The organism is Microvirga vignae (assembly GCF_001017175.1).
Taxonomy (GTDB): domain Bacteria; phylum Pseudomonadota; class Alphaproteobacteria; order Rhizobiales; family Beijerinckiaceae; genus Microvirga; species Microvirga vignae.
The window spans coordinates 15,884-27,957 of the sequence record NZ_LCYG01000087.1; the positions used below are offsets into that span (position 1 = coordinate 15,884).

Genomic DNA, 12,074 nt, shown 5'->3' on the forward strand with positions numbered 1-12,074 from the left:
GCTGCTCCCTTCTTTTCATGACCACATCGTATCGTGCCGAAAACCGGATCCGGTTTTCGGCACGATACGCTAAGCACCTAAAAGCTAACGAAAAAGGCTCCGTTACCGGAGCCCTTTTGTTTGTGTAGGAATGAAAGGGAGGGATCAGTCGTCCCGGTAGACCCGCTCGTTGCGCTCATGACGCTCCTGGGCTTCCAGAGAGAGGGTCGCGATGGGGCGAGCCTCGAGACGCTTGAGAGAAATCGGATCGCCGGTTTCCTCGCAGTAACCGTAGGAGCCGTCATCGATCCGGGCGAGAGCCGCATCGATCTTGGCGATCAGCTTGCGCTGGCGGTCGCGGGCGCGAAGCTCGATAGCACGGTCCGTTTCAGAAGAGGCGCGGTCCGCCAGGTCAGGATGGTTCTCGTTCTCGCTCTGCAAGGTGGCGAGAGTTTCCTGAGCCTCTTTGAGGATGTCGTTTTTCCAGCCGATCAGCTTGCGCCGGAAATACTCCCTCTGCCGTTCATTCATGAAGGGCTCGTCTTCTGTCGGTCGATAACCCTCATCAATAACGATGTCTGTCATGTTCGGCCATTGTTCCCCAATGAACTGTGGGGCCCCTATATAGTGAAGCCGGTTCCGCGACAACGCTCTTCAGCGTCATCGATTCGTCTAAATATTTCCATTGCACCCCTTGAAACGCCTGGAATACGGGCAAAGGCCCCAAACTGAACGATTTGCCGCACCACTTAAGAGGCGGCGGCCTCGGCCCGGCTGATCAGCTCCCCGGCCACATCCGCGACCTTCGGCGGCTCCTCGCGGATGAAGGGCAACGGGCGGCAGACGGAGAGTGCGGCAAGCCCGAATCGGGCCGTCATGAGGCCGTTCAGAACGCCCTCCCCCAGCTTCGCCGAGATCCGAGCCGCCAGACCCAGCCCCAAAACCTGCTGCATGAGGCTGTCGCCCACCGCCACGCCGCCAGTAACGGCCAAGTGGTTCAGCGCCGCCTTCGCGAGCCTCAAGAAACCAAAGAGGCCCGGCCTGCCGCCGTAAATTCGCGCCAGGGTCCGCAGCAGGCGCATCGCAGAGAAGATCACGAAGGCGACGTCCACGATTGCGCGCGGGCTCACAGCCGTCACCAGAGAGACCTGCTTGGCTGCGGCAGCAATCGCGCGCTTGGCCTGGGCATCGAGCGGGGCCAGCAGCTCACGTTCGGCGATGGCGAGCCGATCATCGGCGTCGATGATCTCATCTGTGAGGGCCTTGAGCCTGGCTCTTGCCTGGGCCGCGCTGCTTCTGCCGCCGTAGAGGCCCAAGAGATCGGCCACAATGCCTTTGGCAGCCTTATGGTCCTTCACCGCCAAAGCATCGACAGCGGATTCACGGAGCTTCTCGATCTTCTGCTCCCGCCAGATCCCCAAAGCCTCCCGCCCAATGATGGCCAAAAAGGCCAGGGCCGCGATCACCGTGAGCGCCAGCGCCACCCAGCCGAGCCAAGGGGTAACGGCATAAAGATCGACGATCAGATTTTCGAGGGCGAGGCCCAACCCCAGCAACAGGAGGCCCGAGAGCGCCGAGACCAGAATGCTCACCCAAGGCGCGCGTCGCCGTTCACCCATGGGCACAACAACGCCATCCGCCGCCTCAATGGCATCGAACGGCTCCTCCGTTACCTGGATCGAACCGCCGGTCACATTGGGATCGTTGAGGCGAAAGGCGCGAGGTTGGCGGCTCATGCGAAACGGTCCCCCAGCAGGAATTCAAGGGCGCGGTCGAGACGGATATGAGGCATCTTGGCCATGCGGCCCGCCGCATCGACCGGCAGCTTGGGCGGCCTGAAGCGGGGGAAGCGGAACGAGCCGGGCTCGATGGCGCCATGGAAGATGGCTTCGGCCGATTCCGGCAGCTCGCCCGGAAAGATCGCAGCTTCTGTCTCGCCATCGAAAATCTCATTCCCCACTCGCTCGCCGACCTCGGGAATGCCGGCGACCGCCCGCAGAGTCTCGCGCCCTTCGCGGATGGTCGTCTCTCGGGTCGCGCGCATGGAAGCCAGCGCCACGGTGCCGACCCGCGCGCCCGCAGCTTCCGTGCGGCGCGAGGCGCGGTTCACGAGATGGCGCAGGACCGCATCGAGACGGTCGTGATCCGTGTGATGGATGTGGTCGGCTTTCGTGGCCGCAAACAGCACCCGGTCGGCCCGGGGAGAGAACAGGCGGGAGAGGAGCGTGTTGCGCCCGGTCCGAAACGCCATGAGCACCTGGTCGAGTGCCTCCTCCAGCTCGGCCAGAGCCGCAGGTCCGGCATCGATGGCGGCGAGCACGTCCACCAGCACGATCTGCCTGTCGATGCGTTGGAAATGGTCGCGAAAGAAGGGCCGGACCACATGGGTCTTATAGGCCTCGAAGCGTCGCTCCATGAGAGCGGCGAAGCGGCCAGGGGCAATAGGCTGACCACTCGGCAGATCGAGTGGCGCGAAGGTGAGCGCCGGCGAGCCTGCGAGATCGCCGGGCATGAGGAAACGCCCTGGAGGCGTCGTCGCCACGGCTTCGGCACCCACCCGGAGAGCCATGAGATAATCCTTGAAGACCTCGCTCGCCTTGGAGGCCAGTACCTCGTCGGCGGGGCCGGCTGGGTCGAGGGTCTTTAAAATCTCGTGCCAGCGGCCTGCGACCGCCGCCCGGTCGCGGCGGCGGCTGGCTTCGATCGTCTGGCGGGACCATTCGGCATAGCCCGCATCGAGCAGCGCCAGATCGAGCAGCCACTCGCCGGGGTAATCCACGATGTCGAGTGCAAGCGATGCCGGCCCTGGGCGCCATCCCGCTTTACGTTCATATTCAATATCCACCCGCAACTCACTGATCCGACTCGTGGATTGCGGCCAGCGGCGATCCTGCGTGAGGGCCGCCATATGCTCTTCGAACGGGAAACGCGGCACCGCATCGTCGGGCTGTGGGCTAAGATGTGCGCGGCGAATCCGTCCCTCCGCAGAGGCCCGGAATGCAGGCAGGTTCGTGCCGCGCGTCAGATGATGCACCAATGCGGTAGTGAACACGGTCTTGCCGGAGCGGGCCAACCCCGTGACGCCGAGACGGAGGGAGGGCTGGATCAGTTGGCCGGAGGCCTCCCAGAAAGATTGCGCAGCAGACCCGGCGCGGGAGGCAAGATCGGTAATGACGGACACGCAGATGAACCTAATTCTCTCAAGCCAAGCTGAAAGGTGGGGCTTGAAGTCCTATCCCGCAAGGCGGGCTCACTGTTCCTGAGGCCGGTCCGTCTTGATGCTGGCCTCGATCTTGGCGCTGGCCCGCTCGATGGCGGCCTCTACCAGATCGGGGCTCGCCCGCAGCGCTCCCAATTCGAAGGACGACATCGCCAGCATCACACGGGCAAGGTTCGGCAAGGGCTTGCCCTCCGCTGAGAAGAGCTTGAGGTCGTCGTCGGGCCCAAGGCCTAAGCCTTCGACCATGCGACTGGCGTAATTGCGCAGGCGCCGTTCGTCGGGAGCGCAGACCGAGGCAACCTTTGTCTTGGGAGCCTTGGGAGCCGCTGGGGCCGTGGTCACCGGCTCGCGCTTGGGCTTGGGCCGTTGGACGACGAGAGGCCGCGGGTCCGGAGCCTTCGGCTTCTCGCCCATGCCCACGGCGATGCTGGGAACCCGGTATTGAGGTGTTTTCGGTGCCATAGGAATGATCATCGACACCCGGCCCGGCTTGCCGCCGGAACCGCTCTTCGCGGTATAGCGCACCACGCGCCCCTTGCGACGGGAGGCGAGATATTGCGCGCGTACCGTGCCGCCTATTCCCCTAACCGCCAGCACCGCCATGCCGCCGATGCCGGTGGCAATACCGCATTCGGCAGGAGCCCAGCGCCGCACGATGTCGAGGGCGGATTTGCGTTGGAAATCGAGATAATAGCGCTTGAGCAGCAGGGCCGCGGCATCGGCCCCGTGATCCGCAGAGGCAAAACCCACATGGCCTTCGCTGTCGGTGGCGAGTTCCCCGTTCCAGCGGGCGCTCTTGATGCACCAATAGTTATTGAGCTTCACGCAGCGGGTGACGAAGGGGCGCTCGGCCTTGAAGAGAGCAGCCAATGTGACCACCGTCTTTGGCTCGAGCGCATCGATGGCTTCCGAGCGCCAGTTCGTGACCTCACGGCTCTGAGGCTCATAGCGCACCTGCAGCGCCTGCGGCCCGATCGAGAGATCAGCCAAGCCGGGAAGCAAAGCGCGCCCGGCTAACCCAAGCGCAAGAAGCGTCTGAAGCAGCATGTGAAGATGGTCCCCGCGACCGCCTGAAGCTTTGAAGATCTTTCGGGAGAAACGATGGCGGGGGCGATATGTTCACCTCAATCGTCTTCATCGGCCCCGATGGATTTCGGCGTCACGAAGCGCTCCAGCCGGCCGGACTTGCGCTTCACGTGAGCCCAGCTCTCGGCCGGGAAGTCGATGACGGCGAGACCGGCTGTCGGATACTTGCGTCCGAGGCGCAGGATGCTGTCCATGTCGCCCTCGCCGATCAGGAGACTCGCAAGATCCTCGAAGCCGGGATTGTGGCCGATCATCAAAACCGTTCGAGCCTCAGGTTCTACCTCGTGCAGGACAGTGAGAAGGCGTGAGACGGGGGCCTCGTAGATGCGTCCGTCGCTTCGGCTCTCCACATCGCCGATGATCGGGTGAATGAGCTCCCAGGTCTCCCGCGTGCGGCGTGCGGAGGAGACGAGCGCGAGATCCGGCGAGAGGCATTCGCTCCTGATGTAATTGCCCATCAGCGCCGAAGCCTCCCGCCCGCGCTTGGCGAGAGGACGGTCGACATCGAGAACACCGGCGGGCCAGGCGGCCTTGGCGTGGCGGAGGAGAAGCAGGCGAAGCATCAGCGCCCTTCCCGCCTGGCAATGAAGGCCAGCTTCTCGAACAGGCTCACATCCTGCTCGTTCTTGAGGAGCGCACCGTGCAACGGCGGAATGAGCTTGCGGGTGTCGCGCTCGCGTAAGCTTTCGGGACCGATATCTTCGGAAAGCAGGAGTTTTAGCCAGTCGAGCAGTTCCGATGTCGAAGGCTTCTTACGCAATCCCGGAACCTCGCGCACGTCGAAGAAGATTTTCAACGCCTCTTCCACGAGCCGGTGCTTGATGCCGGGGTAATGCACCTCGACGATGCGGGCCATGGTCTCGGCATTCGGGAACTTGATGTAGTGGAAGAAGCAGCGGCGCAGGAACGCGTCCGGCAGCTCCTTCTCGTTGTTCGACGTGATGATGACGATGGGGCGCTGCTTGGCCTTGATCGTCTCGCCCGTCTCGTAAACGAAGAACTCCATGCGATCGAGTTCGAGCAGGAGGTCGTTCGGGAACTCGATGTCCGCCTTGTCGATCTCGTCGATCAGCAGCACGGGGCGCGCCTCGGAAGCAAAGGCTTCCCACAGTCTGCCGCGCTTGATGTAGTTCCGGATATCCGACACTCGGCTGTCGCCGAGCTGGCTGTCGCGCAGCCGCGAGACCGCATCATATTCATAAAGCCCCTGCTGGGCCTTGGTGGTGGACTTGATGTGCCAGGTCAGCAGCGGCGCATTCAAGGAGCGGGCGATCTCCTCCGCGAGCACGGATTTGCCGGTGCCGGGTTCTCCCTTCACGAGCAGCGGGCGCTCCAGGGTGATCGCCGCATTGACCGCCACCGTCAGGTCTTCGGTCGCCACATAGGTTTCGGTTCCGGTAAATCGCGCCATCCCCACCATTCCTTTTCACGATCAGACCCTAAGTCGTGTCATCGGCTTTCGGCAACCGCTCTCATCATGTAAGCCCTTAACAAACTAGGGAGGACAAGAGCCAATGGCTTATAACCGTTATCACAAGGACCGCATCGGCAATCACAAGCTGAGGCCCGAGACCCTCATGCTGGGCTACGGCTACGACCCGACCCTGTCGGAAGGCGCCGTGAAGCCGCCGGTTTTCCTGACCTCGACCTTCGTGTTCAACAGCGCAGAGCACGGCAAGGAATTCTTTGATTACGTGGCCGGCCGCAAGGAGCCGCCGCAGGGCGAAGCCGCAGGCCTCGTCTATTCCCGCTTCAACCACCCGAATGCGGAAATCGTGGAGGACCGCCTCGCCATCTTCGAGGAGGCGGAATCGGGCCTTCTCTTCTCCTCCGGCATGTCGGCGATTGCCACCACGATCCTGGCCTTCGCCCGTCCGGGCGACGTGATTCTGCACTCGCAGCCCCTCTATGGCGGCACGGAGACCCTGATCGCCAAGACGCTCGCCAATTTCGGTATCCTGGCCGTGGGCTTCGGCGACGGTGTCGATGAGGCGGGCATTCGCGCGGCAGCATCGGCGGCCCAAGCCAAGGGCCGTGTCGCGATCGTCATGATCGAGACGCCTTCGAACCCGCTCAATACCCTGGTGGATGTGGCCCTCATCCGCACCGTCGCGGCGGAGATCGGCCAGGCTCAAGGGCAGCGCCCGATCATCGTCTGCGACAACACCCTGCTCGGCCCGCTCTTCCAGAAGCCGCTGAAGCACGGAGCCGACATCTCGGTCTATTCGCTGACGAAATATGTGGGCGGCCATTCGGACCTGATCGCCGGCGCGGCGCTGGGATCCAAGGAGCATATGAAACCCGTGCGCCTGCTGCGCTCGGCCATCGGCACCCAGCTCGACCCGCATTCCTGCTGGATGATCGGCCGGTCGCTGGAAACACTGGCGCTTCGCATGTCTGCGGCGAACCGCAATGCGGAGATCGTGGCCAAGTTCCTGCACGAGCATCCAAGCGTCGTGAAAGTGCACCACCTCGCCTATCTGCCGGAAGGCTCGCGGGCCAAGCAGGTATACGAGGCCCAGAGCGATGCCCCTGGCTCGACCTTCTCCTTCGATGTGAAGGGTGGCGAAGCCGAGGCCTTCAAAGTCCTGAACGCGCTCCAAGTCTTCAAGCTGGCAGTGAGCTTAGGGGGAACGGAGTCCCTCATCTCGCACCCGGCCTCCACCACCCATTCCGGCGTGCCGAAGGAAACCCGTGATAGACTCGGTGTCACCGACGCCACGATCCGCGTCTCCATCGGCATCGAGCATCCCGACGATCTCGTCGCCGACCTCGCGCAGGCTTTGGCGACATTGAGTTAACCGCTCCTGCTTTCTTCCGTCATCCCCGGACTTGTTCCGGGGATCGTCCCGGCCCGCGTCTTTTTGCTCTGTGACGTCTCTTCCTCGTCATGGCCGGGCTTGTCCCGGCCATCCACGTCTTAGGAACCTCTGTGGTTTGAAGGCGGGGATGCCCGCGACAGGCGCGGGCATGACGCGGGGCCATGGAGGCGGCAGCGAAAGTTCCCATTTTGTTCTTGACAATGTTCCTAATCTGGGCTATATCTGGTGCTGTCCTGACCTGCCGAGGGGCGCGCTCGCGAGGCGTCGTGACTGCGGGGTCGGGAGCGGTCTCGCGGGTGAGGGTACGCAGCCTCACCCGGCGGGAGGCCCAGGCTGCGGCGGGGGCTCACGGCTGGTCGCAGGCCGCCTGCTCTAAACGGGCAGTCTCCGCCTGCGGCAGTCGCTGAACTTCAGCCCGCCTGTCCGCCTAAAAGAACCGTGCGCGAGGAGCGGTCGGGTTCCTCTCCCACTTCAGACCTCGAGCCGGACCGCTCCTCGCGCCCCCCTCGGTCGATCCCTCACCTTCGGACGGCTCACCAGCCCCGAGGATTCTTCCGCTCGCACTTTGACATCTGTTCTCACCACCCAGGCATTCAGCCATTGCTCATGGTTAGGCGTCTAAAGATATAACATAATATTCTCAAAACGTCGAAGCCGAGGAAGAGATGAGCGACGACAATTGGTTCCGAAATGAAGCCTGGAACCCTGAAATCGCAGAGCAGTTTCAGGCACGGCTGCAGAGATCAAGAAAGAAGCCTCAATATTTACGGATTCAGGCAAGCATTCTCGCGCAAACCTATCCTGAAGCGGCCCTGACCTTGCTGGAGCAATATTTCGCGTCAGAGGAGACGTTCGATCTCGCACAGGCTTATGTCGATCAAGCCACATCCTATATGGCCATCGGCAATATCGGCGCTGCATTAAGCGCTTTGGAAGCGGCTATCGCGCGAGAAAGGGCTTTCCCGAACGTGCAGACGCGAGCCTATCTCATACTGCCCAGCATCATTGCCAAGCATGGATTGCAGGAACGCTACAGCCAAGCGCTCGACATCTTGGATGCATATCGCTCCAAACCGACCTTTCCGATCGATCACTACCAATGGCATGGCGCCAGAGCTCTCATCCTGTCCGACCAGGGAAAAAGCGCCGAGGCTGCCGATGCAGCCATGCTCGCGCTCGAAGCCTCCCGACGAACAGATTCCGGTTTCAGACACCATCCTGATATTGGCCTCGTTCAAAACACATCGGATGATCTCGGAAAACGTCTGAAACGCATTGCACATGCGACGACGTGGTGGCGTTCGTTCTTCCGGTAGCGCTCCTGCAGTTTGCCCTTGCACTCCCGCTCCCCGTAGAACCACAATGCGCGCGAATGGAAGGAACAGATGACCGGCTCGATTGACCTGCACGCTTATCAGGAACCGATTCTATTTCTGGCAACGGCAGGCGTCGTCGTCCCACTCTTTCACAGGCTGAAGGTCAGCCCGGTCCTGGGCTTTCTCGCTGTCGGCGCGCTGCTGGGCCCCTATGGCCTCGGACGCCTTATTCCTGATTACCCTTGGATCGATTGGCTTACTTTCACAAATCCCGAGGGTACGTCGCGGCTTGCCGAGTTCGGCGTGGTGTTCCTGCTCTTCACGATTGGCATCGAACTGTCCTGGCAACGATTGCGCACCCTGCGCCGTCAGGTGTTCGGCTTCGGCACGCTTCAGGTTCTGCTCTGTGCCTTTGCTTTGGGCCTCTTCGCCTTCAAGGTCGTGAACTCGATTGCCGCGGCGGCGATCATCGGCATTGCATTGGCACTCTCCTCCACAGCCATCGTCATCCCTGTTCTGGCTGAACAAAAGCGCCTCAGCTCGGCGGCAGGACGCGCGAGCTTCTCGGCTCTGCTCTTCCAGGATCTCGCGGTAGCGCCGATCCTGTTCACCATCGCAGCCCTCGACATGCGCCAACCCGAGGTGACGATGCTGTCCTTCGCAACTGCGCTGTTCCAGGCAGCATTGGCACTCGCGATTATCGTGGGCGTTGGCCGCGTGGTTCTCAGGCCTTTCTTCCAGATGGTCTCCGCCACCAAGAGCCCAGAGATCTTCATGGCGGCCTGCCTGCTCGTAGTGATGGTGACGAGCCTGATCGCCGCCGTCAGCGGTCTGTCGATGGCGCTCGGCGCCTTCATCGCGGGCATTCTCCTGTCCGAGACGGAATACCGCCGCGCCGTCGACACGACGATCCAGCCTTTCAAGGGGCTTTTGCTCGGCGTGTTCTTCGTGTCCGTGGGCATGAGCCTCGATATCTTCCGTTTCCTCGAAGCACCGGTGACGATCCTGGCCGTGGCGACCTTCCTCATCGCCATCAAGAGCGTGGTCATCTTCTGGCTGAGCCGCCCCTTCGGCCTCACCGCCTCGGAAGCCGCCGAGACCGGGCTTCTGCTGGGTCCAGGCGGCGAGTTTGCGCTGGTCATTCTCGGCGGCGCCATGGCCGCGGGGCTCGTGCCGACGGAGGTCGGCCAGAACCTGCTGCTCGTGACCACGTTCACCATGGTGGCGATCCCCTTCCTCGCGCGGATTGGGCGACGGTTGAGCCGTCAGCTTGAAAAGACGCGCCCCATCGATCCGGAAGCTGCCGTTCCGCCTCCACCCGAGGAGCCGGGGCGCATCATCGTTGCCGGATATGGCCGCGTCGGTCAGCTCGTCGGGGACATGCTCCACCGCCACAAGGTGCCCTACCTCGCCATCGACGCCGATCCGGGTCTCGTGGCCGGCGAGCGCAAGGCCGGAAGGCCCGTCTTCTTCGGTGACGGCTCCTACCCTGCCTTCCTGCGCGCTTGCGGCATCGAGCAGGCACGCGCCCTCGTCATCACCCTCGATACCCCAAGCGCCATCGAGGCGGTGGTGGCGGCAGCCCGTCAGGAGCGTCCCGACATCACCATCGTGTCCCGCGCCCGCGACGCCAAACATGCGGCACAGCTCTATGAGCTCGGCGTCGACGATGCAGTCCCGGAAACCATCGAAGCCTCGCTGCAACTGAGCGAGGCGGTGCTGGCCGATATCGGCGTCCCCATGGGCCTCGTGATCGCCTCCATCCACGAGCGGCGCGACGAGTTCCGCGCGGTCCTGAGGCAGAACAACAGGAAACCGGATCGAACCGAGTTTCGGGCACGCCGCACCGTGGGCAAGTGAGGTCGGCAGCGATGTTCCTCACCTTCTTCACGGAGCTGCGTGCGGCCAAGGTCCCGGTCTCATTGAAGGAGTATCTCTCCCTGCTGGAGGCGCTCGATCAGGACCTCGCCGACAAGAGCGTGGAGGAATTCTACTATCTGTCGCGCGCGTGCCTGGTGAAGGACGAACGCCATTTCGACAAATTCGACCAGGTCTTCGCTCATGTCTTCAAAGGCCTGGAGAGCATGGGCCAAGCCTTCGGACAAGAAGAGATCCCCGAGGAGTGGCTGCGCAAGCTCGCCGAGCGTTATCTGACGGAGGAGGAAAAGCAGCAGATTGAGGCCATGGGCTGGGACAAGCTCTGGGAAAACCTGAAGAAGCGCCTCGAAGAGCAGAAGAGCCGCCACCAGGGCGGCAACAAATGGATCGGTACTGCCGGCACCTCGCCTTACGGTGCCTATGGCTATAATCCGGAAGGCATCCGCATCGGCCAGGACAAGAACCGCAACTTCCGTGCCGTGAAGGTGTGGGACAAGCGCGAGTTCAAGGATTTCGACGACAGCGTGGAACTTGGCGTGCGCAACATGCGCATCGCACTGCGCCGCCTCCGGCGCTTCGCACGCACCGGCTCAGCCGAAGAACTCGATCTCGATGAGACGATCCACGAGACCGCGCACAAAGGCTATCTCGATGTGCGCCTGCGCCCTGAGCGCCGCAATGCCGTGAAGGTGCTTCTGTTCCTCGATGTCGGCGGCTCCATGGATTGGCATATCCAGGCGGCCGAAGAGCTGTTCTCGGCGGCGCGGCTCGAGTTCAAGCATTTCGAGCATTTCTACTTCCATAACTGCGTCTACGAGCATCTGTGGAAGGAAAACCGCCGCCGCTTCGACGAAAAGATCCCCACCCTCGACGTGATCCGCACCTACCCGTCCGATTATCGGGTGGTGTTCGTGGGCGATGCCTCCATGAGTCCTTACGAGATCACCCATCCCGGCGGCTCGGTGGAGCATTGGAACGAGGAAGCGGGCGGGGTCTGGATCCGCCGCATCCTCGATCATTTCCCGAAGGCGGTCTGGCTGAACCCGGTGCCTGAGGGGCACTGGAAATACACCCAGTCCATCACCCTCATGCGGCAGCTCTTTTCCGAGCGCATGCATCCGCTGAACCTCGAGGGCATAGACCACGCCATGCGCGAGCTGGTACGTTAGAGCCCATGACACAAACCTACACCCATAGCCCCCGCCCCGTGGGCGGCCCGATCAGTTTTGCCATCAAGGGCGACCGGCTGGTCGTGGATTCCGGTCGCAAGGTGCATGAAGTCCGCCTCGGCACGGTCGAAACCGTGCGAATGACCTATGAGCCGGGACGCATCGGCCAGAAATCCTACCGCACGAAGGTCACGATGATGGACGGCAAGGCCTTCACCTTCAGCTCGCTCACCTGGAGAAGCCTCATCGAGGCGCAGGAGATGACGACGGAGTATCGGGCCTTCGCCCAAGCTCTGTGCGAGGCCATCGTGAAGGCCAATCCGGAGGCCCGCTTCATCGCCGGCAAGCCCTGGTGGCTGTGGTTCTCGACGACGGCAATTGCAATCCTATCGCTTCTCCTGATGGCTTACCTGATCTGGCAGGCCCTTCAGATGGGCTCGACGGGCGTGGCCCTGATCGGTGCCCTGCTCGCTGTCGTCGGCATCTGGCAGATCGAACCGATGGTGCGGCTCAACAAGCCGCGCTTCTTCAGCTCGAATGCACCTCCGGAAGAGTTGATGCCGAAAGCGGGTTGAATGCCTCTGCCGTCATGGCCGGACTTGAT

The 12,074-nt window shown here is 62.4% G+C and carries 11 protein-coding genes; 5 read left to right on the forward strand and 6 right to left on the reverse strand.

Features of this window, described 5'->3' with window-relative positions:
* Positions 1-144: 144 nt before the first annotated feature.
* The 6 genes from dksA to AA309_RS26155 form a co-directional block, all read right to left on the reverse strand.
* Entirely contained in the window at positions 145-564 is a 420-nt protein-coding gene (gene dksA / locus AA309_RS26130; RefSeq protein ID WP_047191954.1) for an RNA polymerase-binding protein DksA, read from the reverse strand.
* A gap of 164 nt (positions 565-728) precedes the next feature.
* Positions 729-1,715: a YcjF family protein gene (locus tag AA309_RS26135; protein ID WP_047191955.1), complete on the reverse strand. Its 987-nt coding sequence runs from the start codon at positions 1,713-1,715 to the stop codon at positions 729-731.
* On the reverse strand, positions 1,712-3,160 hold the full coding sequence (locus AA309_RS26140; protein WP_047191956.1) for a YcjX family GTP-binding protein: 1,449 nt from the start codon (positions 3,158-3,160) through the stop codon (positions 1,712-1,714). Before AA309_RS26140 ends, AA309_RS26135 begins: the two co-directional genes overlap by 4 nt.
* Before the next feature lie 69 nt (positions 3,161-3,229).
* Entirely contained in the window at positions 3,230-4,246 is a 1,017-nt protein-coding gene (locus tag AA309_RS26145; RefSeq protein WP_052955016.1) for a hypothetical protein, read from the reverse strand.
* Positions 4,247-4,323: 77 nt separating this feature from the next.
* Entirely contained in the window at positions 4,324-4,848 is a 525-nt protein-coding gene (locus tag AA309_RS26150) for a SixA phosphatase family protein (RefSeq protein WP_047191957.1), read from the reverse strand.
* The gene (locus tag AA309_RS26155) at positions 4,848-5,696 is read right to left on the reverse strand and encodes an AAA family ATPase (protein WP_047191996.1); all 849 of its coding nucleotides are present in this window, start codon (positions 5,694-5,696) and stop codon (positions 4,848-4,850) included. Before AA309_RS26155 ends, AA309_RS26150 begins: the two co-directional genes overlap by 1 nt.
* A 103-nt stretch (positions 5,697-5,799) precedes the next feature.
* Between AA309_RS26155 and AA309_RS26160 the strand changes: the two genes are divergently transcribed.
* The 5 genes from AA309_RS26160 to AA309_RS26180 all read left to right on the forward strand — a co-directional run bounded on the left by AA309_RS26160 (position 5,800) and on the right by AA309_RS26180 (position 12,045).
* Positions 5,800-7,086 (forward strand): cystathionine gamma-synthase family protein, encoded by a 1,287-nt coding sequence (locus tag AA309_RS26160; RefSeq protein WP_047191958.1) that lies wholly within the window; start codon positions 5,800-5,802, stop codon positions 7,084-7,086.
* A gap of 686 nt (positions 7,087-7,772) precedes the next feature.
* The gene (locus AA309_RS26165) at positions 7,773-8,423 is read left to right on the forward strand and encodes a tetratricopeptide repeat protein (protein ID WP_047191959.1); all 651 of its coding nucleotides are present in this window, start codon (positions 7,773-7,775) and stop codon (positions 8,421-8,423) included.
* A gap of 69 nt (positions 8,424-8,492) precedes the next feature.
* On the forward strand, positions 8,493-10,283 hold the full coding sequence (locus AA309_RS26170; RefSeq protein ID WP_047191960.1) for a cation:proton antiporter domain-containing protein: 1,791 nt from the start codon (positions 8,493-8,495) through the stop codon (positions 10,281-10,283).
* Between the two features lie 11 nt (positions 10,284-10,294).
* Positions 10,295-11,470, forward strand: coding sequence for a vWA domain-containing protein (locus AA309_RS26175; protein ID WP_047191961.1), 1,176 nt, complete (start codon positions 10,295-10,297; stop codon positions 11,468-11,470).
* Between the two features lie 5 nt (positions 11,471-11,475).
* Positions 11,476-12,045, forward strand: coding sequence for a hypothetical protein (locus AA309_RS26180; protein ID WP_150117769.1), 570 nt, complete (start codon positions 11,476-11,478; stop codon positions 12,043-12,045).
* Positions 12,046-12,074: the final 29 nt, after the last annotated feature.

Coding starts and splice junctions, on each gene's coding strand:
- dksA (WP_047191954.1), bottom strand. CDS start 564: ATGACAGACATCGTTATTGATGAGGGTTATCGACCGACAGAAGACGAG.
- AA309_RS26135 (WP_047191955.1), bottom strand. CDS start 1,715: ATGAGCCGCCAACCTCGCGCCTTTCGCCTCAACGATCCCAATGTGACC.
- AA309_RS26145 (WP_052955016.1), bottom strand. CDS start 4,246: ATGCTGCTTCAGACGCTTCTTGCGCTTGGGTTAGCCGGGCGCGCTTTG.
- AA309_RS26150 (WP_047191957.1), bottom strand. CDS start 4,848: ATGCTTCGCCTGCTTCTCCTCCGCCACGCCAAGGCCGCCTGGCCCGCC.
- AA309_RS26155 (WP_047191996.1), bottom strand. CDS start 5,696: ATGGCGCGATTTACCGGAACCGAAACCTATGTGGCGACCGAAGACCTG.
- AA309_RS26160 (WP_047191958.1), top strand. CDS start 5,800: ATGGCTTATAACCGTTATCACAAGGACCGCATCGGCAATCACAAGCTG.
- AA309_RS26165 (WP_047191959.1), top strand. CDS start 7,773: ATGAGCGACGACAATTGGTTCCGAAATGAAGCCTGGAACCCTGAAATC.
- AA309_RS26170 (WP_047191960.1), top strand. CDS start 8,493: ATGACCGGCTCGATTGACCTGCACGCTTATCAGGAACCGATTCTATTT.
- AA309_RS26175 (WP_047191961.1), top strand. CDS start 10,295: ATGTTCCTCACCTTCTTCACGGAGCTGCGTGCGGCCAAGGTCCCGGTC.
- AA309_RS26180 (WP_150117769.1), top strand. CDS start 11,476: ATGACACAAACCTACACCCATAGCCCCCGCCCCGTGGGCGGCCCGATC.